This window comes from Streptomyces sp. SirexAA-E, assembly GCF_000177195.2.
Classification (GTDB): domain Bacteria; phylum Actinomycetota; class Actinomycetes; order Streptomycetales; family Streptomycetaceae; genus Streptomyces; species Streptomyces flavovirens.
Genome location: NC_015953.1, coordinates 6,724,641 through 6,750,633, shown reverse-complemented (window position 1 = coordinate 6,750,633; position 25,993 = coordinate 6,724,641). Strand labels below are relative to the sequence as shown.

The window sequence follows — 25,993 nt, the reverse complement described above, 5'->3', positions numbered from 1 at the left end:
CATGGGGTCGGAGGATGGCGAAGGTTTCGGCGGGGCCGCGGGGCGGGCGTCAGAGCCGATGGATCCCGTTGCCCAGGCACAGCTCGGCGGCGGAGCTCTGCAGCAGCGTGTGGACGAAGAGCAGCTGGGCGCCCTCGCGGTCCAGCGCGGCGATCCGGTGCGGGGTGAGCGAGTCGAAGTGCGCGCTGTCCCCGGCCTCCAGGTCGTGCAGCGACTCCCCCAGGGCGACCCGCAGGCGGCCCTCCAGGACGTACAGCCACTCCTCGCCGGGATGGACCCGTACGAGTTCGCTCTCGGTGCCGTGGGGCACGTGGACGCGCAGGGCCTGCATCGCGCGGCCCGATCCGCCCGCCTGCCGGTAGCGCCAGCCGTCGGCCTCGGCGCCCGCGCCGAGGGGGCCGCCGCGGACGATCGCGTCACGTTCGGGCGGCATCTCGCCGAGGAGCTCGGAGACCGTCGTACCGTAGATACGCGCGAGCCCGAGCAGCATCGGGAGCGAAGGCTGCCTGCGGCCCGTCTCGAGCCGGGAGAGGTGTGCCGGGGAGAGTTCTGCCCGGCGGGCCGCGGTCTCCAGGGTGAGACCCCGGTTGCGGCGCAGGTCCCGCAGGCGGGGCGCGACTCCCGGCACCTCGTCGGCCGCCGCTCCTTCAGGGAGGTTCATGTCCTCCATTGAGCCAAAACCTTTCCTCTCAGGCAAATTCCTTACCTGAGAGGCAAAAGTTCTGGCCGGACGGCGAGGACCCGCTTCAGCGGTTGGCCACGGCCTGCTTCACCAGGGTCCTGCCGAAGTCCCACATCAGTCCGCCCCCGCTGTGCGCGTCGTCCATGACGGCCGTGAAGGCGGTCACGAAACGGTCCACCTCCGGCTCGCCGATGATCAGGGGCGGAATCAGCTTGATCACTTCCAGGTGGTCACCGGACACCTGCGTCAGGATGCGGTGCTTCTGCAGCAGCGGCACGACGACCATCTGTGCGAACAGTCCCTTGCGGGCTGCCTGGAGCATCGTCCAGCGGCTGCGCAGCTTCAGCGACGTGGGCCGGCCGAACTCGATGCCGATCATCAGTCCCCGGCCGCGCACCTCGTGCAGCAGTTCGTAGCGGTCGACGAGCGCGGCGAGCCGCTCGCGCAGCAGGTCCCCGGTCCGGCGGGCGTTCGCGACGGTCTCCTCGTCCTCCATCACCGCGAGCACCGCGAGCCCCGCCGCCATGGCCTGGGCGTTGGAGCCGAAGCTCGCCGAGTGGACGAGGACGCGGTCCATGGAGGAGAAGACACGTTTGAAGACCGCGTCCTTGCCGAGCGTCGCGCCGACCGGGACGTAGCCGCCGGAGAGCGCCTTGGCCACACAGACCAGGTCGGGCTCGACGCCCTCCTCGTGCTGGTACGCGTAGAAGTCGCCGGTCCGGCCGAGACCGGTCTGTACCTCGTCGGCGATGAGCAGCGCCTTGTGCCGGTGGAGCAGCTCCTGGGCCTCCCGCAGGAAACCGGGCGGCGGTGTGTGGACGCCCTTGCCCTGGACGGGTTCCACGATCAGGGCGGCCACGTCACCGCGCTTCAGCTCGCGCCGCAGGGCGTCGAGGTCGCCCAGGGGGATCGCGGTGTCGGGCAGGAGAGGGGCGAAACCGTCCCGGAAGCCGTCCTCCCCGTTGACCGAGAGGGAGCCGGTCGTCAGCCCGTGGAAGGCGTGGGCGCAGTAGAGGACGCGCGGCTTCCCGGTGGCGTACCGGGCGAACTTCAGCGCCGTCTCGACCGCCTCGGTTCCGCTGTTGCCGAAGAACACCCGGTCCAGGTGCGGGGTGTGCGCCAGCAGCTTCTCGGCCAGCAGCCCCGGCAGCGGCTGGCAGTCGAAGCGGGTGAGGTCGGCCAGCGACGCGTCCAGCACGTCGTGCAGGGCCTGGCGTACGACGGGGTGGTGCCGGCCGAGCCCCATCACCCCGAAGCCCGCCAGCATGTCGAGGTAGTCGTTGCCGTCCGCGTCCCAGAAGTACGCGCCCTGGGCCCGCTCGTAGACCTTGTCGAAGCCGAGGGTACGGAGCATGCGCGGCAGCTGGTGGTTGAGGTGCCGGGCGTGCAGCTCGTACCGCTCGTCGCCGCGTTCCGCCAGGAGTTTCGCCAGGTCGAAGCCCCCCGGCCCGTTGTCCTTCATTCCCCGCTCTCCTTCGGCATCGTCCGCTCCCCCTGTCCTCTTGTGCCCCTCGGGGCCGCCCGTGTCCGGCCTGCGGCACGGGGGCCGGACGCACCCGGTGCGCCCGGCCCCCGTCACCCGTCACGTCACTTGCTGGGCACGATCGTCTCCCGTGCCGCCCGCAGCGACTCCTTCAGGGACGCCGTGGTGGCGAGCACGGCCGTCGGCTCGTAGCCGCAGTGCGCCATGCAGTTGGCGCAGCGCGGGTCCTTGCCCCGGCCGTACTTCTCCCAGTCGGTGTCCTCGATGAGCTGCCGGTAGGTGGGGACGTATCCGTCGCTCATCAGGTAGCAGGGACGCTGCCAGCCGAAGAGGGAGTAGTTCGGGATCGCCCAGGCGGTGCACGGGAAGTCCGCCTTGCCTTCCAGGAAGTCCAGGAAGAGCGGTGAGTGGTTGAGCCTCCAGCGGGCCCGGTTGCCGCCCGCGAAGGCCTTCTTGAAGAGCTCGCGGGTCTGTTCGACGCCCAGGAAGTGCTCCTGGTCGGGCGCCTTCTCGTAGGCGTAGGCGGGCGAGATCATCATCTCGTCGACCTTCAGTTCGTCGTTGAGGTAGTTGAGGACCTCGATGACCGTCTGCGGGGTGTCGGTGTTGAAGAAGGTGGAGTTGGTGGTGACCCGGAAGCCGCGCCGCTTGGCCTCCTTCATCGCCGCCACCGCCTCGTCGAAGACGCCTTCCTTGGCGACGGACTCGTCGTGCCGCTCCCGCAGCCCGTCGATGTGCACCGCGAAGGCGAAATAGGGCGAGGGGGTGAACTTCTCCAGCTTCTTACGCATCAGCATGGCGTTGGTGCAGAGGAAGACGTATTTCTTCTTGGCCACCAACTGACGCACGATCTCGTCGATCTGCGGGTGCATCAGCGGCTCGCCGCCGGCGATGGACACCATCGGGGCGCCCGATTCGAGCACCGCCCCGACCGCCTGGGCGACGGGCATGCGCTGCTTGAGCACACCGGCCGGGTGCTGGATCTTCCCGCAGCCCTCGCACGCCAGGTTGCAGGCGAACAAGGGCTCCAGCTCGACGATCAACGGGAACTTGTCCCGCTTGCGGAGCTTCTGTTCGAAGAGATACGTCGCAACCTTGATGGACTGACGGAGCGGCATGGCCATCTGGGCTCACCTCCTGGGGAGCAGCAAAGATCGGTGCCATTCGTGAAAAGCCGGAAGGACAGCACGGAGAACGCGGAATGCCGATATTCCACCGCGGACCGTGCCGATGCGGACGAGCTCATGCTCTGGAGCGTCCACGACCACCCGTACGGCCGCAACCGGGCGCGGGCCCGTGCGGACGGCGGTGCGGAGTGTGGCGGCGGACTCCATGTCCACCGCGATGGCGCCGGCCGCCCTGAGGCCGGCGCGTTCGGTTCCCCGGACGACATGGTCGGAGCCGGTCATCGGGCCGGTGTGGACGGTGCGTCCGGGCACCGCCCTGACCAGGGCGTCCACCAGCGCGCCGGTGCCCGTGCAGGGGGTGGTACCGCCGTGGTCCCTGGTCTCCTCGGCGACGACGACGTCCCCGGGGTGCATCCCGGGGACGAGGCCGGCGCAGAAACCGGAGGCCAGTACCGCGGCGTCGCGGGAACCGTCCCGGGCCAGCGCCCGCATGACCGCCGTCTCGGCGGCCCGGGGGCCCATCCCGGTCCGGACGACGGTCACCGGACCCGAGGCGCCGCCCGCCCGGCCCGTGCGCAGGGCGAACAGCTCGATGCCCAGCGCACAGGCGATGACCAGCGGCGGGGAGGCAGGCGGCCTTCGGGGATCGCCCATCGGGTCAGGCCCCCTTGCCCGACGCCGCGCCCGGACCCGTCCCCGCGCCCTTGGCGAACGGATCGCCGTGGACGTAGCGACCGAGTGCGGTCAGCGGGAAGACCTGGCGGTAGAGGTGGTAGTTGATGGAGAAGTCCCACGGGAAGCCGGTCCCGGTGAAGTACGGCTCGTCCCAGGAGCCGTCGGCCTGCTGGGTCTCGGCCAGCCAGGTGACGCCCCGCTGCACCGCCCTGCCCTCACGCTCCCCGGCGGCGAGCAGCGCCAGAAGCGCCCACGCGGTCTGGGAAGCGGTCGAGGAACCGTGGCCGATCCACTTCTCCTCCCGGTAGGAACGCAGGTCCTCGCCCCAGCCGCCGTCGTCGTTCTGCACGGACTCCAGCCAGGCGACCGCCCGGCGGACCGCGTCGTGACCGGTGGGCAGTCCGGCGGCGATCAGCGCGGGCACCACGGAGCCGGTCCCGTAGATGTAGTTGACGCCCCAGCGGCCGAACCAGGCCCCGCACGCCTCCTGTTCGTCCAGCAGCCACCGGATGCCCCGGCGGGTGCGCGGGTCGTCGGCCCGGCCCTCGACGGCGAGCATCTCCACCACGTGCCCGGTGACGTCGGCGGACGGCGGGTCGATGACCTCACCGAAGTCGCAGAACGGCAGCCGGTTGGGGAAGGGGCTGGTGTTGTCGGCGTCGAAGGCGCCCCAGGCCCCGTTGCGGGACTGCATGCCGAGGTTCCAGCGCACTCCGCGCTCGATGGCGGCGTCGACCCGGGGCTGGTCCGGGTGACGGACCCGGCGCAGGGCGAGCGCCACCTCGGCGGTGTCGTCGATGTCCGGGTAGTTGTCGTTGTGGAACTCGAACGCCCAGCCACCGGGCGCCAGTTGCGGTCGGCGTACGGACCAGTCGCCGGGCCGTACGATCTCCTCGCCGAGCATCCAGTCCGCCGCCCGCACCAGGGCGGGGTGGTCGGAGGGCACCCCGGCGTCGGCGAGCGCGATGGTGGCGAGGCAGGTGTCCCAGACCGGCGACTGACAGGCCTCGACCATGCGCGAGCCGTCCTCGCGCCAGACGGTGAAGCGGTCGAGCGAGGCGAGCCCGGCCCGCATCACCGGGTGGTCGAGGTCGTAGCCGAGCAGGTGGAGTGCGATGATCGAATACACCGCGGGCGGCTGGATACCGCCCCAGCAGCCGTCGTTCTCCTGCCGCTCGATGATCCACCGGGCGGCCGCGTTCATCGCGATACGGCGCAGTCGGCGCGGGGCGACCTTGTGGTAGACGTGCAGCGCCTTGTCGAGCCGCTGGAAGACCCCGTCCCAGCTGGCGACGGGCGCGAGCGGCCGGGGCGGGTTCGGCTGCTCCGGGTCGGTGTGCAGCTCGTCCAGCGTGAAGGGCGCGGGGCGTACGGGCCGCTTCGCGGAGACGACGGTGAGCGGCACGATGGTCTGGCGGGCCCAGCAGCCGAAGTCGTAGATGTTGAGCGGTACCCAGGTGGGGAAGAACATCAGCTCCGGCGGGAGCTCCGGCAGGTCGTCCCACTTCCACCAGCCGAAGAGCGCCAGCCAGATCCGGGTGAAGACCCGGGAGGCCGCGATGCCGCCCTGTTCCCTGACCCAGCCGGCCGCCCGGATCATGTGCGGGTCGTCCGGCCGGTCGCCGGCCAGCCTGAGGGCGACGTACGCCTCGATGGTGGCGGAGAGGTCGGCCGGTCCTTCGTGGAAGGTGTTCCAGGTGCCGTCGCCGAGCTGCTCACCCCGGATGAAGCGGGCTGCCGCCTGGACGGTGGCCGGGTCCTGGATCCCGAGGAACTGACGGAGCAGCAGGTCCTCGGCGTCCATGGTGACGTTGGTGGCGAGGTCCCCCTTCCACCAGCCCTGTTCGTCCTGCCTGCCGAGGAGGTGCTCCACCGAGCGCTCCGCGGCCCTGCGCGCGGCGGCGAGGACGTCGTCCGTGTCAATGGTCGGTTCGATCGGATCGCCGAACGGGACCGCGCGAAGGTTCGCGGCCCCGGTGCTTCCGTCGGTCGTCGCTGTCATGGCTTCCCCTTCGTGCAGTTGGTCCTCTGCTGTGCTGGGGTCTCCGTCGGCGGGCGCCCCTCAGGGCACCCGCCGGCGACGCGTCATATCTGAATGGTCATCATCTCTTTCGTACGACAACGAAGTCGGCGAGCGCCGTGAGCTGCGCCCGCACCTGTTCCGGCATGTCGACACCGTGCAGCGCCTCGATGGCGACCGCGTGCTGACGACGGGCTTCCTGAGCGGTCCACTCGCGGCCGCCCGCCTCCTCGATGAGTGCCGCACGGGCGGCGAACTCCTCTTCGGAGAAGCTGTCGAAGTCGTTGCTCTTGGCGTCGGCGGCGAGCAGCTCGCCCAGACGCTCGGAGGCCGGCCCGCCCGCGGCGAGCGCGGCGACGACCGGCAGGGACTTCTTGCGCTGACGCAGATCGCTCCAGGTCTGCTTGCCCGTGGACTCCGGGTCGCCCCAGATGCCCAGCAGGTCGTCGACGGCCTGGAAGGCGAGGCCGAGGTGGTAGCCGTACGCCTCCAGGACGTCGGCGGTACGGTCGTCGGCGCCGCCGAGCACGGCCCCGATGGAGACGGCGCAGGCGAGCAGGGCGCCCGTCTTGTTGCCCTCCATCTCCAGGCACTCCTCGACGGTGACCCGCTCGCGGTGCTCGTAGGAGATGTCCTGGGCCTGCCCGTCGATGAGCTTGCGGGTGGCCGAGGTCAGCCGGCGGGCCGCCCGGCCCGCCTCGACGGTGCCGAGTTCCAGCAGCACCTCGTTGGCCAGGGCGAACAGGGCGTCGCCGACGAGGATCGCCTGGGCCGGCCCGTGCACCTTCCATACGGTGTCGCGGTGGCGGCGCTGTTCGTCGCCGTCCATCAGGTCGTCGTGCAGCAGCGAGAAGTTGTGCACGAGCTCGACGGCGACCGCGCCGGGGATCCCGGCCTCGGCCGGAGCGCCGGCCGCCTCGGCGGACAGCAGCGCCAGCGCCGGGCGGACGGCCTTGCCGCCGTCACCGTCGGCGGGACGGCCGTGGGCGTCGATCCAGCCGAAGTGGTAGGCGGCCACGGTGTCCATGGGCGGCGCCAGCCGGTCCACCGCGGCTCGCAGCACCGGCGCTGACAGGGCCCTGCCGCGCTCCAGAAGCGCGGTGACGTCCGTGGTGTCCGCCACGGTGTCGAAAGCCGGGTTCGCCGGGGTCACAGACTCTCCTTTTGTTCCGGTGGTACTGCTCATGCCGCCTCCTGCAGCGGATGTCGGTGGGGCCTGCCGAGGACGTGGAGCGAGGCGTCCGCGGCGGCGAAACCGCTGCGGACCGCGCCCTCCATCGTGGCGGGCCAGCCGGTGGCGGTCCATGCGCCTGCGAGATGGAGTCCGGGGGCACGGGTGTGCGGACCCGGCCTCAGGCGTCCCACCCCCGGTGCGGGCGCGAAGGTCGCGGTGCGCTCGCGGGTGACGAAGAAGTCGCGGATCCCCGCACCGCGGGCGGCCGGGAGGAGCCGCTCCAGCTCGGGCAGGTAGCGTCCGCGCAGCTCGGCGACGGGCAGGTCGATCTCGTCCTGGGCCGCGGACTGGGACACCGCGAGGTACTGCCCGCCGCCCTGGAGGCCGGAGGACTCGGTGCGGTCGAACACCCACTGGACGGGCGAGCCGAGCGCCGCGAAGAACGGCCTGCGCAGCACCTTGCGGTCGTAGACCACGTGGACGTTCAGGATCGGCGAGTCGGTCATCTCCAGCAGCCGGCCCGGATCCTCCAGCGCGCCCTCGGGCAGCAGGGCGTGGGCCTGGCCCTGCGGGACGGCGAGGACGACCGTGTCCGCCTCGAAGCGCTCGCCGTCGGCCTCGACCGCCCAGCGGCCGTCCTCGGTGCGGGTCAGGCCGGTGGCCCGGCTGCGCACCCGGATGTCGACGCCGGCGGATTCGAGGGCCTTGCGGGCGAGCGTGTCGTGGAGGTCGCCGAGCGGTACGGCGGCCCAGCCGATGTCGGCGGCGCCGGGGTCGGAGAGCAGACCGGTCTTGAAGACCATGGCGGCGAGCGCCATGGAGGCGTCCGGTGCCCGCGCGTTGAGGGTGGCGACGCCGACGAGGTCCCAGAGGGCCTCGACGGTCCGCTCGGACTGTCCGTGCCGGCGCAGCCAGGTCGCGAAGTCGATGCCGTCGAGTGCGGGGTCGGCCGGGTCGAGGCGTCCCAGTGCCAGTGCGGCGCGGGCGACGCCCGCCTTCTCGGCGAGCGAGAGGTGCGGATAGGCGGCCAGCCCGCCGGCCAGGTGGAGCGGTACCGGGAGCCCGGTGCGGCGCAGCCGCCCGAGCCGGGGCCCGGAGTCCCGCCCCACGTCCAGGACGGGTACGTCGAGCCGGCTCTGCAGCGGGGCGAGCGCGGTGCCCTCGATCCGGTCGAGGAACCAGCGGTAGGCGGTGCAGCAGCGCAGGTAGACGTGCTGCCCGTTGTCGACGGACAGACCGCCGCGACGGAAGGAGAAGGCCAGTCCGCCCAGCCGGGGGCGGCCTTCGAGGAGGGTCACCCGGACACCGGCGTCGGCGAGGCGGAGGGCGCCGGTGACTCCGGCGAGTCCGCCGCCGACGACGACCGCTCGGGAGGGGTGCGGGCTCCGGCCGTTCATCCGTCTCCCCTTCGCGGTGTCGTCGTGATCGTCGTGGTCAGGGACGCACAAGGCGGGTGCGGGGTTGCCCGCTCCGCCCCGCCGTCCGGCAGGCCTGTACGCCACGGCATCACACGCGCCCCCTGGCCGTACGGCGCGAGATGTGACGCGCGTCGAGACCCGACAGGCCGCGCACCGCGACATAGGCCTTCTCGTGGCCGGGCAACGAGACGCGGCCGCGCAGCACGGCCTCGGGGTCGCGCTCGATGCGGTCCAGGAGGCGGCGGTAGATACCGGCCATCGCGGCCACACAGGCACCGCTGCGGCGGTCCAGCATCGGCAGCAGCCGGTAGCCCTCGGCGAACAGCGCCCGGGCGCGCCGGACCTCGTAGTGCACCAGGCCCGCGAAGTCGGACCCGGCGGGCGGGGTGGCCCGGTGGAAGCCCTCGGAGCAGCCGAACTTGGCGAGGTCGTCGGCGGGCAGGTAGGTGCGCCCGTTGCCCGCGTCCTCCCTGACGTCGCGCAGGATGTTGGTGAGCTGGAGGGCGAGGCCGAGGGTGTCGGCGTACTCGGCGGCGCGGTCGGCGCCCGGCACTCCGGGTTCCGTACCGAAGACGCCGAGGCTCAGCCGTCCGATGGCGCCGGCCACGCACCGGCAGTACGTCCTCAGGTCGTCCCAGGTCTCGTAGTGCTCGCCGCGCACGTCCATCAGGACGCCGTCGATGAGCTCGTCCAGACCGCCCAGCGGCAGCGGGAACCTGCGGGCGGCGTCGGCGAGCGCGACGGCCACCGGGTCGGTGTCGTCCTCGTCGACGGCTCCTTCGCGGATCCGGTCGAGCAGCTCGCGGGTGCCCTCCAGCCGGGTCCGCTTGGTCTCCGGTTCGAGTGCTCCGTCGCCGATGTCGTCGACCCGACGGGAGAAGGCGTACAGCGCCGACATGGCCTGCCGCTTCGCGTACGGCAGCAGCCTGATGCCGTACGCGAAGTTACGGGCCTGCTGTCCGGTGACGGCCTCGCAGTAGCTGTACGCGGCCTGTACCGGTGCCGACATGTACGTCGTCTGTCCCTCCACGGTCCGGCTCACCTCTCTCTGTGCGCTCTTCGCAGGACTGCTCCCACATCGCGCAGCAGACGGGGCGCGGTGGGCTTGGGCGGTCCGGGCAGTACGTCGAAACCGGCGGCCGAGACGGCGCCGAGGGCGGCCCGGCCTCCGGCCACGAATCCCGCGAGCAGCAGCCGGAGTCTGCCGTGGACGCTGCCCACGAGTGCGGTGCCCTCGTCCAGGAGTTCGTGCGCGCGCTGCGACTCGAAGGCGATCAGCGCGCGCACCGAGGCTCCCGCGGTCGCCGCGGCCAGGTCGTCCTCGCCGACGTGGAAGCGGGCCATGTCCTCGGCGGGCAGGTAGATACGGTCGCGGGCGAGGTCCTCGGCGACGTCCTGGAGGTGCTCGACGATCTGCAGCGCGGTGCACACGGCGTCGGACCGGCGGATGCGCTCGGGGCTCGCGGTGCCGGTGATCTGCAGGACGAGGCGGCCCACCGGGTTGGCGGAGAGCTCGCAGTAGGCCACCAGCTCGTCGTAGGTGGCGTAGCGGCGGACCTTCTGGTCCTGCCGGTTGGCCTCGATGAGCCCGAGGAAGGGGTCGGGGGTGAGCGCGCAGCGCCGCACGGTGGGGCGCAGTGCGCGTAGCAGGGGGTGGTGCGGGCCGTCGCCGGTGTACGCGAAGACGCGGTGCAGGTCGGCCTCGAAGGCGTCCAGCACGGCGAGCCGGTCCTCGCTCCGCTCTGGGTCCACGCCGAGGTGGCGGGCGTCGGCGCCGCCGGGCGCGAGGTCCCCGTCACCGATGTCGTCGACGAGGCGGGCGAAACCGTAGACGGCCATGAGGTCGTCGCGCCAGGCCCGGGGCAGGAAGAAGGGGGCGACGGGGAAGTTCTCGTCAGCTGCCTTGTCGAGGGTGCCGGTCGCGGCGGCGTCGGCGCGCGCCTTCGGGGTACGGGTCACCGCGTACCGCCCGACGCGGGGACGGCGAAACCACGTCGGAGCTGGAGATTTCCCATCATTGCCGTCATATCTCCCGTTCTACACTGCCGACCCAAAACATCCCTTTTCGGACACGCCGCTCACGCTCCCCCGTGCGACTGGCACAAACGATCGACACACCAGGGCGTATCACCGCGAACAGCCGCGAATCAGCACCGGTACAGCTTACGTTGTACGGCTCGCACGGCATCGCCGGGGTGCGGCGCGCCCCGGTACAACGCCCTGCGCCCCGTCAACCTTCCCCGCCCCGGCGCCGATTGGCGTCATCCGCCGGAAGGAGATGACTCATGAACCTCTCCCGCACCCGCTGTATCCGGGGCGGCACGCCGTGGCCCCCGCCGCGTCGGTGCGACGGGGGCCACGGGAAGGCACGTCCTACTTGCCGGTCTCCCGCTCGTAGGCCTTGAGCACCTCGTCGGTGGGGCCGTCCATCAGGAGCTCGCCCTTCTCCAGCCACAGGACCCGGTCGCAGGTGTCGCGGATCGTCTTGTTGTTGTGGCTGACGAGGAAGACGGTCCCGGCCTCCTTGCGCAGCTCACGGATCCGCTCCTCGGAGCGCACCCGGAACTTGCGGTCACCGGTCGCCAGCGCCTCGTCGATCATGAGGACGTCGTGGTTCTTGGCCGCGGCGATGGAGAAGCGCAGCCGGGCCGCCATGCCGGAGGAGTACGTCCGCATCGGCAGCGTGATGAAGTCGCCCTTCTCGTTGATCCCGGAGAAGTCCACGATGCCCTGGTAGCGCTCGCGGATCTCCTCACGGCTCATGCCCATCGCGAGACCGCCGAGCACGACGTTGCGCTCACCGGTCAGGTCGCTCATCAGGGCGGCGTTGACCCCCAGCAGGGAGGGCTGGCCGTCCGTGTACACCTTGCCGCTCTCGGTCGGCAGGAGTCCGGCGATGGCCCGCAGCAGGGTGGACTTGCCCGAGCCGTTGGTGCCGATGAGCCCGATCGCCTGGCCCCGGTAGGCGGTGAAGGAGACCCCGCGCACCGCGTGCACCTTGCGTACGCCGCGCGGCTCCCCCTTGCCCCGGCCGAGCATCCGGCTGAGCGCGGCGGTGGCGCCGCCCTTGCCCGCACTCGTCCCGTTGACGCGGTACACGATGTGTACGTCGTCGGCGATCACGGTCGGGATGTGTCCCTCGGACGTTTCCTCAGCCACGGCCGTACCGCTCCTCTGCCTTCCAGAAGTACACGAAGCCCACGGCGCCCACCACGAGCGCCCAGGCGAGCGCGACGGCCCACACGTGGCTCGGCAGGTTCTCCGAGCCGTAGCCGTCGATCAGGGCGAAGCGGATCAGGTCCATGTAGATGGCCACCGGGTTGTACTGCAGCACGTTGGCGATCCACTGCGGCTTGTCCGCCAGCATCACCGGGATGGAGAACATGACGCCCGAGGCGTACATCCAGGTGCGCATGATGAACGGCATCAGCTGGGCCAGGTCGGGGGTCTTGCTTCCCATCCTGGCCATGATCAGCGCGAGACCGCTGTTGAACACGAACTGCATGGCCAGTGCCGGGATCACCAGCAGCCAGGACAGCGCGGGATAGCTGCCGAAGCCCATCGCGACGGCCAGCAGCACGATCATCGAGAACAGCAGCTGCTGGAGCTGCTGGAGCGAGAACGAGATCGGCAGGGAGGCGCGCGGGAAGTGCAGCGCGCGGACCAGGCCGAGATTGCCGGAGATGGACTTGACCCCGGCCATGACCGAGCTCTGGGTGAAGGTGAAGACGAAGACGCCGGTCACCAGGAAGGGGATGAAGACGTCCTGCGTCATCCCTCGCTTGGTGTTCAGGATCAGCCCGAAGATCAGGAAGTAGACCATGGCGTTCAGCAGGGGGGTGACCACCTGCCACACCTGGCCGAGCTTGGCCTGGCTGTACTGGGCGGTCAGCTTCGCCCGTGAGAACGCCAGGATGAAGTGCCGGCGGCCCCAGAGCTGCCGGATGTACGCGAAGAGCCCGGGCCTGGCACCGCTCACGTCCAGGCCGTACTTGGCGGCCAGCTGGGACGCGCTCAGCCCGTCGTCGGCGGACGGCGGGGTGCTCAGCGCGAGCCCGCCGTCATGGGTCGTGTCACTCACAGTTAAGAACTCTCGTCTTCACGTGCGCAGCGGGAGCGGGCGCGGTCAAGGCGGACAGGGGGTGCCCGTACATATGTCTACGGCTCATGATCTCAGAGGCGAGCCTCTCAGATCACAGGCGGCCGGCCCAGTCTGGTCAGCCGCCACACCGTACGCCACCTCATGGGACGCCGAGGCCCGCAGGGCGTGGTCCAGCCCTCCCGGAAGCCGCCGAACCACGCCTTGAGGGCGGGGCCGGAGGGCCTGCGCACCAGGGTGAGCAGCAGCCAGACCCCGACGTAGACGGGGACCAGTGGCGCGGGCAGGTTCCGACGGGCGAGCCAGACCCGGTTGCGGGCCACCATGCGGTGGTAGACCGCGTGCCGGGAGGGCGCGGTGGTGGGGTGGTTGAGCACCATGTCCGCGCGGTAGTCGATCATCCAGCCGGCGTCCAGGGCCCGCCAGGCGAGGTCCGTCTCCTCGTGCGCGTAGAAGAAGGCGTCGGGGAGCCCGCCGACCTCGGCGATCACCTGGGTGCGGACCGCGTTGGCGCCGCCGAGGAAGGTCGTCACCCGGGACGAGCGCATCGGGTCCGAGGCGCGCAGCCGCGGCACGTGCCGGCGCTGGGTGGCCCCGGTCTCCGGGTCGGCGATCCGGAAGGTGATGATGCCGAGCTTCGGGTCCGCGTCGAACGCCTGCCGGCACAGCTCGGCGGTGTCGGTGTTCGGCAGCAGCCCGTCGTCGTCGAGGAAGAGCAGGGCGTCCACCTCTGCCCCGGACGGCCCGAACGCCTCGATGCCGACGTTCCGGCCGCCCGGGATGCCCAGGTTCTCGGGCAGTTCGACGGTGCGGACGCCCGGGGGGACCTCCGGTACCGGGGCGCCGTTGCCGACGACGACCACCTCGATCCGGTCGCCGTCCTGCGCGGCGACCGAATCGAGGAGGGCACGCAGTTCGTCGGGGCGGTTGCCCATGGTGATGATGACCGCGCCGAGTTTCATCGAGCTCACTTCAGCCTGCTGGACGCCAGGATCGACACGAGGTGCAGGACGGTCTGGAGCAGGGCGATGCCGGCCAGGACCGCGACCGCGAGACGGCTGAAGAAGAGGTCGTCCCTGACCGTGTCGAGGACGGCGACGACCAGGATGACCAGCGACGCCTCGATGCCGAGGATCAGCCGGTGGAACTTGAGCGCACCGGCGGCCCGGCGGGCGAACGCCATACCCGAGGAGCGCGGCTCGGACGCGGACTCCTTGACGGGCGGCAGCCCGCCCTGGTGACGGGCGACCCCGACGAGGTCGGTCTCGGCCTTGATCAGGATGGCGCCCAGCGCGGCGAGCGTGCCCAGGAAGGCCCACAGCCAGTCGATGCGCCCCGGGCCCCACAGGTCGGCGGCGCGCAGGCCGAAGCCCACGAGCACCGCCGCGTCGCACAGGTAGGCGGCCACCCGGTCCAGATAGACCCCGCCCAGCGAGTACTGCTTCTTCCAGCGGGCCACCTCGCCGTCGACGCAGTCGAACAGCAGGTAGAGCTGGACCGCGACCACACCGAGCAGGGCACCGGGGATGCCCGGGACCAGCAGGGCGGGAGCCGCGAGCACACCGGCGACGGTCATCACGTAGGTCAGCTGGTTCGGCGTGATCTTCGTGGTCACCAGGCGCCGGGTGATGCGCAGGGAGACCTCGCGCATGTAGAGCCGACCCGCCCAGTGCTCGCCACTGCGCCGGTCCTTCACGCCCGGAGGGTGAACGACGGGGCGGAGTTCAGCTATGGATGGCTTTTGCATAGTCGGCGTACGCGTCCCTGATCTGGTCGGTGGACAGGTTGAGGTGTTCCAGGATCGTGAAGCGTCCCGGGCGCGTCTGCGGGGCGTACTCGACGGCCCGTACGAATTCGTCGGCGCTGAAGCCGATCTCTTCGGCCAGTACCGGCAGACCGTGCCTGCGCAGGACGGACGCCATGTGCCGTGCCTCCTCGCGGGCTCCCCGCAGATGCATGGCGAAGCAGGCACCGAGTCCGACCTGCTCGCCGTGGCTGGCGGCACGCTTCGGGTACAGCAGGTCGAAGGCGTGGTTGATCTCGTGGCAGCCGCCCGAGGCGGGACGGGAGTCACCGGCGATCGACATCGAGATACCGGTCAGGACCAGTCCCTCGGCGAGGACCTTGAGGAAGGCGTCGTCGCCCACCCCGCCGGGGTGGCGCAGCACGGCCTCGCCGGCCTGCCGGGCCATGGCGGCCGCGAGCCCGTCGATGCCCTCGCCCCGAACCGCGTGTGCGAGTTCCCAGTCGGCGACGCAGGAGATGTTGGACACCGCGTCGCCGATGCCGGAGCGCACGTAACGGGCGGGGGCCTCCCGGATCACGTCGAGGTCGATGACCACGGCGATCGGGGTGGGCACGCCGTAGGAACCGCGTCCGTTGTCGTTGTCCAGGGTCGCGACCGGGGAGCAGAGACCGTCGTGGGAGAGGTTCGTCGCGACGGCGACCATGGGCATGCCCACGCGTGCTGCCGCGTACTTCGCCACGTCGATGATCTTGCCGCCGCCGAGGCCGACCACGGCGTCGTACCGGTTGCCCTTGATGCCGTCGGCGAGGCGCACCGCGGAGTCGATCGTGCCGTCGGCCACCGGATACCAGTCGGCACCCGCCAGCGCCGGGGCGAGCCGTTCGCGCAGCGCCCGCCCGGAGCCCTCGCTGATCGCGACGGCGAGCTTCCCGGAGGCGGAGATCCGCTGGTCGGCCAGGAGGCCGGCCAGGTCGTCCATGGCACCGGGACGGATGTCGACGACGACCGGGGAGGGGATGAGGCGGGTCAGTACCGGCACGCGATCTCCCTGCCCCGGGCGAGGTCGTCGTGGTTGTCGATCTCGACCCAGGTGACCTCACCGATGGGGGCGACGTCCACGGTGAAGCCGCGGTCGACGAGCTCCTGGTAGCCGTCCTCGTAGTAGAGGTCGGGGTCGCGCTCGAAGGTGGTCCTCAGCGCGTCGGCGAGCTCCTCGGCGGCCTCCGGCTCGATCAGCGTGACGCCGATGTACTCGCCGGTCGCCGTGGCGGGGTCCATCAGCTTGGTGATGCGCCGTACGCCCGTCCCGTCCTCGGAGACGACCTTCATCTCCTCGTCGGCGAGGTGCTTGACGGTGTCCAGGGCGAGGATGATCTTCCGGCCCTCGCCGCGCGCGTCCAGGAGGGTCCTCTCGACGGAGACGGGGTGCACGGTGTCGCCGTTGGCGAGGATGACGCCCTGCCCGAGGACCTCACGGGCGCACCACAGGGAGTAGGCGTTGTTCCACTCCTCGGCCTTGTCGTTGTCGATGAGCGTCAGCTTCACGCCGTACGTCGCCTCGAACTCGGCCTTGCGGGCGTAGACGGCCTCCTTGCGGTAGCCGACGACGACGGCGACCTCGGTGAGACCGACCTCGGCGAAGTTCGCCAGCGTCAGGTCCAGGACCGTCTTCTCGCCGTCCACGGGCACCAGGGCCTTGGGCAGGGTGTCCGTGTAGGGACGCAGTCGGCGGCCGGCACCTGCAGCCAGTACGAGGCCGATCATGCGAGTTCTCCTTCGTCGTGTACGGCGGGGGCCGAGGAGGACACCCAGAAGCGGATGGACTCCACGAGCACCACGAGAGCCACGGCGGCCGCGAGCACGGTGAGGGCCGTGGTGAAACCTGAACCTGTGGTGAACAGGGCGGCGAGTACGGCCACGACCAGGGTCCGGCCCTCGTGCCCGCCGACGGCGCGCACCAGCCACCGCGGTGGGGCGCCGGTACCGCCTCGGATGCGGTACACCGTGTCGTAGTGATGGTAGGCGACGGCCGAGACCAGCCCGAACGCCGCGGGAACGGCGTGCGGGGCGTCACTGCGGGCCGCCAGCGCGAGGATCGCGCAGTACTCCGCGGCCCGGAAGGCCGGCGGCACCAGCCAGTCGAGCGCGCCCCCCAGCGGCCGGGAGACGGCGAGGCCCGCGAGGACGGCGTACAGGACCGCGGCGCCGACGACGAGCCATCCGCCGAAGGGTGCGAACACGGCCGCTGCCACCATCAGCGCCCCGGCGACGAGCGCCAGCAGGGGGGCGGTGTAGCCGCCCTTCGGACGCCGGAGCACCGCGGCGACGCCCTGGGCGAGCGGCCCGGAGTCGGCGAGGTCGGCCAGGGCCCGCATGGCACGGTCGGTGCGCCGGGCCTTGCGGGTCAGCGAGCGCAGCAGCCGGCCCGCCGTGGTGTAGCAGGCGGCGAGCGCGCAGCCGACGAGCAGGGCGTAGAAGACGATGCGCGGGGTCGTGAGCGCGGTCAGCACGGCGATCATGGCCCAGCGCTCACCGATGGGCAGGACTATCATCCGGCGCGCCCACACGGTCCAGCCGACGCTGTCGAGGCGGTCGGAGAGGGCTGCGGTGGGGCTGGTGTTGGAGACCGCGTCGTGGTTGGCCTCGTTGAACGAGAAGTCGACGACGTGGCGGCAGGCCTGGAGGACCATCGCCCCCAGCGCGAGCACCCACACGTCGTCGCCGCCGCGCGCGGCGCCGAGGGCCAGGCCCGCGTAGTAGGCGTACTCCTTGGCCCGGTCGAAGGTGGCGTCCAGCCAGGCGCCCATCGTGGAGTACTGGAGCGAGTAACGGGCGAGCTGCCCGTCGGTGCAGTCCAGGACGAACGACAGGAGTAGGAGCACCCCGGCCGCCACATAGCCGCCACGGGTGCCGGTCGCCGCGCTGCCGGCCGCGATCAGGGCGGTGATCAGCGAGGCGGTGGTGACCTGGTTCGGGGTGAGCCCCCGGCGGGCGCACCAGCGCGCGATGTAGCGGGAGTACGGGCTGATGAAGAAGGTGGTAAAGAAGCCGTCGTGGGCCTTGACCGCGCTGCGCAGCCGGACCGCCTCGTCGTCGACGGCGGCGAGTGAGGCCTGCGCGGCGGCCCGCTCGTCGGGGCCGGTGGGCACCGCGGCGGTGAGCGACCCGAGCTCGGGGCGCTGTACGGGGGTGCCCTCGGCGTCCAGGGCCACGGCCAGCCGGCCGGGCACCGTGCGGTCCCCGGCGGCGGACTCGGTTCCGGGTGCCACGGGACTGCCGGACCCGACAGCGACCACGGCCCGCCGCAGGGCGCGGAGCAGCGCGCCCCGGGCCGCGGGCCGGGCGGTGAGGGCGCCGGGGAGGGCGGCGGCGTCGAAGCGGGGGTCGGTCAGTCCGAGCCTGAGGGCGTGGACGTGGCCGACGAAACGGGGGTCCACCAGGGCGACACGCTGGTCGGCGGGGACCGTGGCGAGCAACTCGGCGGCCTGGCCGGCGTCGGCGGCGGCGGTCACGTCGAAGCCGAGCGACCTCAGATCGTCCTCGAGCGACGATCCGGGTACCGGCGCACCGGTGAGGATGGCGGTCGACAGACGAACTCACTCCTTGGCGGTGAACGGGAACGGCGCGCCACGGTGCGACCCTGTGGGCGGGCCGGCGGCTCGTCGGCTGAGAGCCTGCCGGGTGACCTTCGACCGAAAGACGGACGCCGTTTCGGTACCTGCGGTTCCAAGGCGCCGGAACGCCCTCGTAGCGGAGCTACCAGGGCATTTCGGCAACGCGGGAAGCGTACGCACCAGGGCGTGGCCGCCCGGTCAGAGATCACCGACAGGCTCTGAGGCTATCGGATGAACGGGAGGCCGATTTCACCGCCCGTTTGTGCTTCGTTCGGGTGAACCGGCCATCGGTGTTCGAATGAGGCGGACATCCTCCGGCGGCGTTGGTGATCATCATCGTCGATCCGCGTCCGGTCCCACAAACCGCCCCCGCCCCCGCTCCCGGGGGACCCGTCGATCCCGGACATCGGGGGCGGAAGCCTAAGCTGACGCCCATGACGTGGCTGATCACAGGCGGGGCGGGATACATCGGGGCACACGTGGCGCAGGCCATGACCGGGGCCGGGGAGCGGGTCGTCGTGCTCGACGACCTCTCCACGGGCATCGCGGAGCGGCTGGGCGCGGACGTCCCGCTGGTGCGCGGCTCGGCGGCGGACCGGGGGCTGCTGGACCGGGTGCTGGCCGAGCACGGCGTCACGGGGGTGGTGCACCTCGCGGCGAAGAAGCAGGTCGGTGAATCCGTCGAGCGACCGCTGCTCTACTACCGGGAGAACGTGGGCGGCCTCACCGTGCTCCTGGAGGCCGTGGCCGCGGCCGGGGTCCGGCGCTTCGTGCTCTCGTCGTCGGCCGCGGTCTACGGCGTCCCGGACGTCGAGCACATCACGGAGCTGACCCCCTGCGCCCCGATCAACCCGTACGGCGAGACCAAGCTCGCCGGGGAGTGGCTGGTACGGGCGACGGGGCGGGCGCACGGCATCTCCACGGCCTGCCTGCGGTACTTCAACGTGGCGGGGGCCTCGGAGCCCCGGCTCTCGGACACCGGGGTCTCCAACGTCGTACCGATGTTCTTCGACCGGCTCACCCGGGGGGAGGCGCCGCGGATCTTCGGCGACGACTACCCGACACCGGACGGCACCTGTGTCCGCGACTACATCCACGTCACCGACCTCGCCGAGGCGCATCTGGCCGTGGCCCAGGGCCTCTCCGCGCAGGAGGCGGGCCAGGACCTGACGGTGAACGTCGGCCGCGGCGAGGGCGTCTCGGTGCGCGAGCTGGCCGTGATGGTGGGCGAGGTCACCGGCCGGTCCGTCGAGCCCGTGGTCGGACCGCGCCGGCCCGGCGACGCGGCCCGGGCCGTGGCGTCGGTGGAGCGGATGACGCGGGAGCTGGGCTGGACGGCCCGGCTCGGGGTGCGGGACATGGTCGAGTCCGCCTGGGCGGGCTGGTGCCTGAGCCACCCGGAGGCCGCCGCGAGGTGACGGGCTACCCGCACACATCGTGGACCTGCGAACATTTGCGCAGGTCAGAGCACATGACAACGGTGTTCACTGCCGTGTTGCCCGCAACCTGGGAGACGTAGTTCACTGGCCGCATCGGGCGGCCGGTGCCCGAGGTCTACAACCGTGTACGACGGTGTTCGGGAGGCATTCTCATGGGGGCTGGCCACGACCACGGGCACACGCACGCGGGGCCGGCCCCGACTGGGACGGCGGCCGCGGCGTACCGGGGGCGCCTGCGGGTCGCGCTGGTCATCACGCTCGGCGTCATGGTCATGGAGATCGTCGGCGGGCTGCTCGCCGACTCACTGGCGCTGATCGCGGACGCGGCCCACATGGCGACCGACGCTCTGGGCCTGGGAATGGCACTGCTGGCGATCCACTTCGCCAACCGTCCGGCGGGACCCAACCGCACCTTCGGTTTCGCCCGCGCCGAGATCCTCGCGGCGCTGGCCAACTGCCTGCTGCTGCTCGGGGTCGGCGGCTACCTGGTCGTCGAGGCCGTCGAACGCTTCATCACCCCGGCCGAGACCCGGGGCGGGCTGGCCATCGCGTTCGCAGCCGTCGGCCTGGTCGCCAACGTCGTCTCGCTCTGTCTGCTGCTGCGCGGACAGCGCGACAGCCTCAATGTGCGGGGCGCCTACCTCGAAGTCCTCGCGGACACCCTCGGCTCGGTGACGGTGCTGGTGGCGGCGGGCGTCATCATGGCGACCGGCTGGCAGGCCGCGGACCCGATCGCCTCGCTCGTGATCGGCCTGATGATCGTGCCGCGCACGGTGAAGCTGCTGCGCGAGACGCTCGACGTGCTGCTGGAGGCGGCGCCCAAGGGCGTCGACATGGCGGAGGTCCGCGCCCACATCATGGCGCTGGCCGGGGTGCTGGACGTCCACGACCTGCACGCCTGGACGATCACCTCCGGAATGCCGGTGCTGTCCGCCCATGTGGTCGTGCACCAGGAGATACTGGACTCGATCGGGCGCGAGAAGCTGCTGCACGAACTCCAGGGCTGCCTGGGCGACCACTTCGACGTGGAACACTGCACTTTCCAGCTGGAGCCGACCGGGCACGCGGAGCACGAGGCGAGGCTCTGCCATTAGGGCGTGTTTCGAACGCGGCGCCGTCCGCCCGGAGGGCGGGCCCGGCGGCGTCCGGTGCGTGCGATCGCACGGCGGAGGGTCGCCCCGGTACCGGATGTACCGGGGTGATCCCGACAACGCGGCGAGGGTGCGTGCCAGGCGTCGCCGGACAGGCGGGACTCCGGAACACGCCCTCCTGGGAAGCGGTCGGTGTCGGGGTCCGCGCCGAGCCCGGCACCGCGGCTCCTTCGACCTGGTCCGGGCCGAGGGCTCGGCGTACCTCGGGTCGCCCGGCCGGGGGCCTTCGGGGCCTGCGTGACGCCCGCCCCGCCGTGACCGCCCGGTGCGGCGGGACGGACATGCCAGCACCCGAAGTGCGGACAAGCGGCTTTTGTGCGGCAGACTTGACCGGACTCGAGGGGTCCGGCGCACGAGGCCGGTAACCAAAGCGAAGGATGGGTATGCCGACCACACCAGCCACCGCGACGCACAGCTCGTCGAACGGCACAGCAGAAGCGATCATGCTCGAACTGGTCGACGAGAGCGGTACCACGATCGGCACCGCGGAGAAGCTCGCGGCCCACCAGGCCCCCGGTCAGCTGCACCGGGCGTTCTCCGTCTTCCTCTTCGACGAACAGGGGCGGCTGCTGCTGCAGCGCCGGGCGCTCGGCAAGTACCACTCCCCCGGCGTGTGGTCGAACACCTGCTGCGGTCACCCCTACCCGGGCGAGGCGCCCTTCGCGGCCGCCGCCCGGCGTACGTACGAGGAGCTGGGTGCTTCGCCCTCGCTGCTCGCAGCGGCGGGCACGGTCCGCTACAACCACCCCGACCCGGCGTCGGGGCTGGTGGAGCAGGAGTTCAACCACCTCTTCGTCGGGATGGTGCAGGAGCGGGTGCGGCCGGATGCGGAGGAGGTGGGCGAGACGGCGTTCGTGACCGCGGCCGAGCTCGCCGAGCGGCATGCCGCCGCTCCGTTCTCGGCGTGGTTCATGACGGTGCTGGACGCGGCGCGGCCCGCGATCAGGGAGCTGACCGGTCCGGCGGCCGGCTGGTGAACCGGCGCGGCGGGCCGGGGGTGGTCAGAGCCCTGTCCTGAGCGGCAGCGCCGCCCAGATGATCTTGCCACCGCCCGCCGTGTGCTCCACGTCGCAGGCACCGCCCGCCTCCGCGGTGATCTCGCGGACCAGCAGCAGCCCACGGCCGCCCGTCTGTCCGTGGTCGGTGACCAGGGCGGTGGGGCGGTAGGGGTGGTCGTCCTCGACGCAGACGCGGACCCACTCGGCGCCGACGGCCACCTCCACGGCGAGTTCGGGTGAGAGCAGGGCCGCGTGCTTGACGGCGTTGGTGACGAGCTCCGACACGATCAGCAGCAGTCCCTGCATGATGTCGTCCTGGACGGGTACGCCCTGCCTCTTCAGCAGGTCACGGACGGCGTGCCGGGCCTGCGGCACCGAGGCGTCGACGGCGGGGGCGGTGAAGCGCCACACCCCTTCGTAGGGCACGGCGTGGTCCGGGACTCTTTCGCGGCTCTCCATGGACCGGCCACCCGCTCTCGACTCGCCTGCCACCGACCATCGAGTAACGAGTGTCAGGAACTGCGTGGTCCGGCTCCGGTGGCTGACCGGAAGTGCCCACTGATAGCGATGATGCGATCGAGATTGCACAGTGGCGCCCGGTGCGGGGCTACTTCTTGTCCTGTTGCGGGGACCTCTGGTCCGTCCTCGGGCTGACGATGCGTCGGCCGCCGATACCGGTCGCCAGCCCCGGCAGCAGGGGGTCGGTCCGGGCTCGGTCGTGGGTCCGGTCATCGGCGACTCCTCGGGGGCCCGTCCTTCGCGGCCCCTTCCCGATCGTAGGTTCGGCCCCTGGGGATAGCATCCGGCCCATGGGACTCAGGGAGCAGGCGCCGTGCGCGACGCCGGCCGGGCCGCGGCTGGAGCACGGTGTCGCCGACGGCGTGGCCACCGTCGTCATCAGCAATCCCGCCAAGCGCAACGCGATGACCGCGGACATGTGGGAGGCGCTACCCGGGCTGGTGGAGTCGCTGGCCGCCGATCCGGCGGTGCGGGTGCTCGTCCTCACCGGCGCCGGTGACACCTTCTGCGCCGGCGCGGACATCTCCTCGCTCCGGGATCCCGCCGGACGCCCGCAGGAGCTGGCGGTGCGGGCCGAGGAGGCGCTGGCCGCCTTCCCCCGGCCGACGCTGGCGGCGGTGCGCGGGTACTGCGTGGGCGGCGGCAGCCAGCTCGCGGCCGCCTGTGATCTGCGGTTCGCCGATCAGGGGGCGTCGTTCGGCGTCACCCCGGCCAAGCTGGGGATCGTCTACCCGTCCTCCTCGACCCGGCGCCTGGTGGCTCTGGTCGGTCCGGCCACGGCGAAGTACCTGCTGTTCTCCGGTGAGCTGATCGGTGCCGAGCGCGCCCTGCGCACCGGGCTGGTGGACGAGGTGCTGCCACCGGACGGGCTGGAGGAGCGGGTGCGGGACTTCGCGCGGGTGCTGGCGTCACGCTCGCAGCTGACCCAGGGCGCGGCGAAGGAGTTCGCGGCCGGCCGGACGGACCGGGACGCGTACTGGTCGGCGCAGGCGCGCGGCAGCGGCGACACCGCGGAGGGGGTCGCCGCCTTCCTGGAACGCCGCGCGCCCCGCTTCACCTACACGACGGGGCCGGCCGGCCCCTCGCCCACGTCAGGATGAGGCGGCTCCCCGTCACGTCAGGGTGAAGCGGCTCCCCGTACGGAACTCCTCCACCAGCTCGGCCGGTGCCTTCAGCGGCGAGCCCGCGTCGTAGGGCGGCTGGGGGTCGTACTCGGTCAGCAGCTGCACGGCCTGGGCGTGGGTGTCCCCCGCGATCCGCCCGAGCAGGGTCAGCCCCATGTCGATGCCGGAGGAGACGCCGGCGGCGGTGACGTACTTGCCGTCGGTGACGACGCGTTCGCCGGTCGGGTCGGCCCCGTACGTCCTGAGGAGGTCGAGGGCGAGCCAGTGCGAGGTGGCTCGGCGGCCGGTGAGGAGGCCGGCGGCGGCCAGCAGCAGGGAGCCGCTGCACACGGAGGTGGTCCAGGTGCTGGTGGTGTCGGCCGTGCGCAGCCAGTCGAGCAGCACCTCGTTGTCCATCTGCGCGCTCTGCCCGGGCCCGCCGGGCACGATCACCACGTCCGGTGCGGGCAGGTCGGCCAGGGCGCGGTCGGCGGTGAGGGCGAGGCTGCCGGTCTCGTTGCGTACGGGGCCGGGGCGTTCGGCGACGAGGACGGTCTCGGCGCCGGGGGTGCGGCTGAGCATCTCGTAGGGGCCGACCGCGTCGAGTGCGGTGAAGCGGTCGAAGAGGACGATGGCGATCTGCATGGGTGTCCGTCCGTGAGTGGTCGTTGGTTGACGGTTCGTCAGTCGGTCCGGGTCTCGTCAGGCGGGCTGGGTACGGAAGCGGCGGCGGTACTCGGCGGGCGCGGTGCCGAGTGCCTTGACGAAGGCGCGGCGCATGGCCTCCGGGGTGCCGTAGCCGCTGGCCCGGGCGATCCCGGTGATGCCGTCCGTGGTGTCCTCCAGGAGCCGGCGGGCCTGTTCGAGGCGTACACGCTCGACGTAGCGGCCGGGGGTGAGCCCGGTCTCGGCCTGGAAGGCGCGGGCGAAGTGGCGGGGCGAGAGCCGGGCCCTGGCCGCCAGCGCCTCCACGCAGAGGTCCGCGTCCGGGTGCTCGGTGATCCAGTGCTGGACCTCCCGCAGGGGTTCGCGGGCGGCGGTCTGGGCGGTGAGCTGGGCACTGAACTGGGCCTGGTTGCCGGGGCGGCGCAGGAAGACCACGAGGTGCCGGGCGACGGCGAGCGCGACCTCCCGGCCGTGGTCCTCCTCGACCAGGGCCAGCGCGAGGTCGATGCCGGCGGTGACCCCGGCCGAGGTGGCAAGCCGTCCGTCGCGTACGAAGATCGGGTCGGGGTCCACCTCCACCGCCGGGTGTTCCCGGGCGAGCCGGTCGCAGACGGCCCAGTGGGTGGTCACCCGGTGTCCGTCGAGCTGCCCGGCCTCGGCGAGCAGCAGCGCTCCGGAGCAGACCGAGACCAACCGTCCTGCCCGCGGCGCGTGTTCGCGCAGCCATTCGATCAGCTCCGGGTCGGGGGCCCGGGTGCCCCGGCCGCCCGGCACGAGCAGCATGTCCGGCACCGCCGCGTCCTCCAGCGCCCCGTCGGGGACGAGGGTGAGCCCGCTGGTGCAGCGGACGGGTACCCCGCCCGGTGAGGCGGTGCGCAGCTCGTAGGAGACGGCGGGGAATCGGGAGGCGCCCGCGAAGACCTCCATCGGGCCGCTCACATCGAGGCTCTGGACGCCGTCGAAGAGGACGACGAGTACGGTGCGCTGCTTCATGGACGCCATCCTGGGCGGGCCGGCGCGATGGCCGCAATGACGGGCTCCCCACCTTTCCTGCCATCGTGCTCGGGCGGCGGGCTGCGGGCTGCGGGCTGCGGTACATGTCACGTCCGCCCCGGGGTTACGACTCGTACCGACCAGTCGGTAACGTGCTGCCATGAGTACTCTCGCGCCGCGCGCCGGACGCCGCTGCCACAACGCCCTCAACCCGCTGCACTCCTGCGTCTACTTCTCCCCCGATCTGGGCAAGGAGTTCGGCGAGCTGGGCCTCGACGAGCCCGGTGCCGTCTACTTCGCCGCCCGTGGCGCCGCGCTGGGCGCGGTGGGGCCGGGCACGGTCACGGCCACCTTCTACAACTTCAACCACGAGCTGGTGGCCCGCCATCTGCCGGCCGTGTGGTCCGTGGTCACGCCCTCGGCGGCGCTCGAAGCGCGGCTGCGGGCCGCCGACTCGACGCTGCGCCGGGTCCTCGGCGAGGAGGTCCTCGCCTCCCCGGAGATGGCCGAGGCGGCACGGCTCGCCCTGCGCGCCGCCGAGGGCTGCACCCGGCCCGCCAAGCCGCTGTACGCCGCGCACGCCGACCTGCCGGTGCCCGAGGAGCCGCACATGGCGTACTGGCACGCGGCGACACTCCTGCGCGAGCACCGCGGGGACGCCCACCTCGCCGCGCTGCTCTCTGCCGGCCTCGATCCGGTGGAGGCCCTGGTCAGCCACACCGCGACGGGCAAGGGCATGGCTCCCCGGTGGGTCATGGCGACCCGGGGCTGGCGGTCCGACGACTGGGACGCCGCGGTGGAGCGGCTGCGCGTGCGCGGCGTGCTCGACGAGACGGGCGAGCTGGCCGACGCCGGCACGGCGCTCCGGGCCGAGCTGGAGGAGGCCACGGACCGGATGGACGCGGCGCCCTACGAACACCTGGGCGCGGAGGGCGTGGAACGGCTGACGGAGCTGGGCCGGGGCTTCCTGTTCACCGCGGCCGCGGCCGGGGCGTTCCCGGACGACCTGGTCGGAAGGGGCTGACCGGAGCGGTCGCCGGCCGCCGGCCCGGGTTGGCGGCCGGCGGGTCCGGGCGGCCCGGGGG

General features: G+C 72.0%; 24 protein-coding genes. 5 read left to right on the top strand and 19 right to left on the bottom strand.

From position 1 onward, the window contains the following. Positions 1-49: 49 nt before the first annotated feature. The 16 genes from SACTE_RS29435 to SACTE_RS29360 form a co-directional block, all read right to left on the bottom strand. Positions 50-661, bottom strand: a complete 612-nt coding sequence (locus SACTE_RS29435) for an XRE family transcriptional regulator (protein ID WP_026359110.1) — start codon at positions 659-661, stop codon at positions 50-52. An 85-nt stretch (positions 662-746) separates the two neighbouring features. Then, positions 747-2,144, bottom strand: coding sequence for an aspartate aminotransferase family protein (locus SACTE_RS29430; protein WP_014049662.1), 1,398 nt, complete (start codon positions 2,142-2,144; stop codon positions 747-749). Between the two features lie 125 nt (positions 2,145-2,269). Further along, on the bottom strand, positions 2,270-3,289 hold the full coding sequence (gene hpnH / locus SACTE_RS29425) for an adenosyl-hopene transferase HpnH (RefSeq protein WP_014049661.1): 1,020 nt from the start codon (positions 3,287-3,289) through the stop codon (positions 2,270-2,272). Between the two features lie 6 nt (positions 3,290-3,295). Further along, positions 3,296-3,946: a hypothetical protein gene (locus tag SACTE_RS29420; RefSeq protein WP_014049660.1), complete on the bottom strand. Its 651-nt coding sequence runs from the start codon at positions 3,944-3,946 to the stop codon at positions 3,296-3,298. A gap of 4 nt (positions 3,947-3,950) precedes the next feature. Further along, positions 3,951-5,969 carry a squalene--hopene cyclase gene (gene shc, locus SACTE_RS29415; RefSeq protein WP_014049659.1) on the bottom strand — a complete coding sequence of 673 codons (2,019 nt, stop codon included), beginning with the start codon at positions 5,967-5,969 and terminating at the stop codon, positions 3,951-3,953. 100 nt (positions 5,970-6,069) lie between these two features. Beyond that, on the bottom strand, positions 6,070-7,173 hold the full coding sequence (locus tag SACTE_RS29410) for a polyprenyl synthetase family protein (RefSeq protein ID WP_014049658.1): 1,104 nt from the start codon (positions 7,171-7,173) through the stop codon (positions 6,070-6,072). Continuing rightward, the gene (gene hpnE, locus SACTE_RS29405) at positions 7,170-8,558 is read right to left on the bottom strand and encodes a hydroxysqualene dehydroxylase HpnE (RefSeq protein WP_014049657.1); all 1,389 of its coding nucleotides are present in this window, start codon (positions 8,556-8,558) and stop codon (positions 7,170-7,172) included. The genes SACTE_RS29410 and hpnE overlap by 4 nt, the downstream gene beginning before the upstream one ends. A 109-nt stretch (positions 8,559-8,667) precedes the next feature. Beyond that, positions 8,668-9,588, bottom strand: a complete 921-nt coding sequence (gene hpnD, locus SACTE_RS29400; protein ID WP_176724336.1) for a presqualene diphosphate synthase HpnD — start codon at positions 9,586-9,588, stop codon at positions 8,668-8,670. Positions 9,589-9,617: 29 nt separating this feature from the next. After that, a complete protein-coding gene (hpnC, locus tag SACTE_RS29395; RefSeq protein WP_014049655.1) occupies positions 9,618-10,538 on the bottom strand; it encodes a squalene synthase HpnC in 921 nt (306 codons plus the stop codon). 414 nt (positions 10,539-10,952) lie between these two features. Further along, positions 10,953-11,738, bottom strand: coding sequence for an ABC transporter ATP-binding protein (locus SACTE_RS29390; protein ID WP_014049654.1), 786 nt, complete (start codon positions 11,736-11,738; stop codon positions 10,953-10,955). Continuing rightward, positions 11,731-12,660 carry an ABC transporter permease gene (locus tag SACTE_RS29385; protein ID WP_014049653.1) on the bottom strand — a complete coding sequence of 310 codons (930 nt, stop codon included), beginning with the start codon at positions 12,658-12,660 and terminating at the stop codon, positions 11,731-11,733. Before SACTE_RS29385 ends, SACTE_RS29390 begins: the two co-directional genes overlap by 8 nt. A gap of 107 nt (positions 12,661-12,767) precedes the next feature. Further along, positions 12,768-13,640 (bottom strand): glycosyltransferase, encoded by an 873-nt coding sequence (locus SACTE_RS29380; protein ID WP_019993174.1) that lies wholly within the window; start codon positions 13,638-13,640, stop codon positions 12,768-12,770. Between the two features lie 5 nt (positions 13,641-13,645). Continuing rightward, entirely contained in the window at positions 13,646-14,425 is a 780-nt protein-coding gene (locus tag SACTE_RS29375; protein ID WP_014049651.1) for a CDP-alcohol phosphatidyltransferase family protein, read from the bottom strand. Then, a complete protein-coding gene (locus SACTE_RS29370; protein ID WP_014049650.1) occupies positions 14,403-15,464 on the bottom strand; it encodes an iron-containing alcohol dehydrogenase family protein in 1,062 nt (353 codons plus the stop codon). Before SACTE_RS29370 ends, SACTE_RS29375 begins: the two co-directional genes overlap by 23 nt. Beyond that, positions 15,452-16,189, bottom strand: a complete 738-nt coding sequence (locus tag SACTE_RS29365; protein WP_014049649.1) for a phosphocholine cytidylyltransferase family protein — start codon at positions 16,187-16,189, stop codon at positions 15,452-15,454. Before SACTE_RS29365 ends, SACTE_RS29370 begins: the two co-directional genes overlap by 13 nt. Beyond that, positions 16,186-17,937: a DUF5941 domain-containing protein gene (locus SACTE_RS29360; RefSeq protein ID WP_014049648.1), complete on the bottom strand. Its 1,752-nt coding sequence runs from the start codon at positions 17,935-17,937 to the stop codon at positions 16,186-16,188. The genes SACTE_RS29365 and SACTE_RS29360 overlap by 4 nt, the downstream gene beginning before the upstream one ends. A 536-nt stretch (positions 17,938-18,473) precedes the next feature. Between SACTE_RS29360 and galE the strand changes: the two genes are divergently transcribed. The 3 genes from galE to idi all read left to right on the top strand — a co-directional run bounded on the left by galE (position 18,474) and on the right by idi (position 21,606). Next, a complete protein-coding gene (gene galE / locus SACTE_RS29355; protein ID WP_014049647.1) occupies positions 18,474-19,457 on the top strand; it encodes a UDP-glucose 4-epimerase GalE in 984 nt (327 codons plus the stop codon). A gap of 173 nt (positions 19,458-19,630) precedes the next feature. Beyond that, complete coding sequence (locus tag SACTE_RS29350; protein WP_014049646.1) at positions 19,631-20,572, top strand: cation diffusion facilitator family transporter; 942 nt, start codon at positions 19,631-19,633, stop codon at positions 20,570-20,572. A 440-nt stretch (positions 20,573-21,012) separates the two neighbouring features. Beyond that, on the top strand, positions 21,013-21,606 hold the full coding sequence (idi, locus tag SACTE_RS29345; RefSeq protein ID WP_014049645.1) for an isopentenyl-diphosphate Delta-isomerase: 594 nt from the start codon (positions 21,013-21,015) through the stop codon (positions 21,604-21,606). A 24-nt stretch (positions 21,607-21,630) separates the two neighbouring features. Here idi and SACTE_RS29340 read toward each other — a convergent pair whose 3' ends face one another. After that, positions 21,631-22,086, bottom strand: coding sequence for an ATP-binding protein (locus SACTE_RS29340; RefSeq protein WP_014049644.1), 456 nt, complete (start codon positions 22,084-22,086; stop codon positions 21,631-21,633). A 350-nt stretch (positions 22,087-22,436) separates the two neighbouring features. Between SACTE_RS29340 and SACTE_RS29335 the strand changes: the two genes are divergently transcribed. Next, positions 22,437-23,246, top strand: coding sequence for an enoyl-CoA hydratase/isomerase family protein (locus SACTE_RS29335; protein ID WP_014049643.1), 810 nt, complete (start codon positions 22,437-22,439; stop codon positions 23,244-23,246). Between the two features lie 12 nt (positions 23,247-23,258). On the opposite strand, the gene SACTE_RS29330 is transcribed toward SACTE_RS29335, so the two are convergent. Beyond that, entirely contained in the window at positions 23,259-23,894 is a 636-nt protein-coding gene (locus SACTE_RS29330; protein WP_014049642.1) for a DJ-1/PfpI family protein, read from the bottom strand. Between the two features lie 57 nt (positions 23,895-23,951). Beyond that, a complete protein-coding gene (locus tag SACTE_RS29325; RefSeq protein WP_014049641.1) occupies positions 23,952-24,908 on the bottom strand; it encodes a GlxA family transcriptional regulator in 957 nt (318 codons plus the stop codon). Between the two features lie 160 nt (positions 24,909-25,068). On the opposite strand from SACTE_RS29325, the gene SACTE_RS29320 reads away from it, so the two are divergent. Further along, the gene (locus SACTE_RS29320) at positions 25,069-25,932 is read left to right on the top strand and encodes a hypothetical protein (RefSeq protein WP_014049640.1); all 864 of its coding nucleotides are present in this window, start codon (positions 25,069-25,071) and stop codon (positions 25,930-25,932) included. The last annotated feature ends 61 nt before the right edge of the window (positions 25,933-25,993 follow it).

Coding starts and splice junctions, on each gene's coding strand:
- SACTE_RS29435 (WP_026359110.1), bottom strand. CDS start 661: ATGAACCTCCCTGAAGGAGCGGCGGCCGACGAGGTGCCGGGAGTCGCG.
- SACTE_RS29430 (WP_014049662.1), bottom strand. CDS start 2,144: ATGAAGGACAACGGGCCGGGGGGCTTCGACCTGGCGAAACTCCTGGCG.
- hpnH (WP_014049661.1), bottom strand. CDS start 3,289: ATGGCCATGCCGCTCCGTCAGTCCATCAAGGTTGCGACGTATCTCTTC.
- SACTE_RS29420 (WP_014049660.1), bottom strand. CDS start 3,946: ATGGGCGATCCCCGAAGGCCGCCTGCCTCCCCGCCGCTGGTCATCGCC.
- shc (WP_014049659.1), bottom strand. CDS start 5,969: ATGACAGCGACGACCGACGGAAGCACCGGGGCCGCGAACCTTCGCGCG.
- SACTE_RS29410 (WP_014049658.1), bottom strand. CDS start 7,173: ATGAGCAGTACCACCGGAACAAAAGGAGAGTCTGTGACCCCGGCGAAC.
- hpnE (WP_014049657.1), bottom strand. CDS start 8,558: ATGAACGGCCGGAGCCCGCACCCCTCCCGAGCGGTCGTCGTCGGCGGC.
- hpnD (WP_176724336.1), bottom strand. CDS start 9,588: ATGTCGGCACCGGTACAGGCCGCGTACAGCTACTGCGAGGCCGTCACC.
- SACTE_RS29380 (WP_019993174.1), bottom strand. CDS start 13,640: ATGAAACTCGGCGCGGTCATCATCACCATGGGCAACCGCCCCGACGAA.
- SACTE_RS29375 (WP_014049651.1), bottom strand. CDS start 14,425: ATGCAAAAGCCATCCATAGCTGAACTCCGCCCCGTCGTTCACCCTCCG.
- SACTE_RS29365 (WP_014049649.1), bottom strand. CDS start 16,189: ATGATCGGCCTCGTACTGGCTGCAGGTGCCGGCCGCCGACTGCGTCCC.
- galE (WP_014049647.1), top strand. CDS start 18,474: ATGACGTGGCTGATCACAGGCGGGGCGGGATACATCGGGGCACACGTG.
- SACTE_RS29350 (WP_014049646.1), top strand. CDS start 19,631: ATGGGGGCTGGCCACGACCACGGGCACACGCACGCGGGGCCGGCCCCG.
- idi (WP_014049645.1), top strand. CDS start 21,013: ATGCCGACCACACCAGCCACCGCGACGCACAGCTCGTCGAACGGCACA.
- SACTE_RS29340 (WP_014049644.1), bottom strand. CDS start 22,086: ATGGAGAGCCGCGAAAGAGTCCCGGACCACGCCGTGCCCTACGAAGGG.
- SACTE_RS29335 (WP_014049643.1), top strand. CDS start 22,437: ATGGGACTCAGGGAGCAGGCGCCGTGCGCGACGCCGGCCGGGCCGCGG.
- SACTE_RS29330 (WP_014049642.1), bottom strand. CDS start 23,894: ATGCAGATCGCCATCGTCCTCTTCGACCGCTTCACCGCACTCGACGCG.
- SACTE_RS29325 (WP_014049641.1), bottom strand. CDS start 24,908: ATGAAGCAGCGCACCGTACTCGTCGTCCTCTTCGACGGCGTCCAGAGC.
- SACTE_RS29320 (WP_014049640.1), top strand. CDS start 25,069: ATGAGTACTCTCGCGCCGCGCGCCGGACGCCGCTGCCACAACGCCCTC.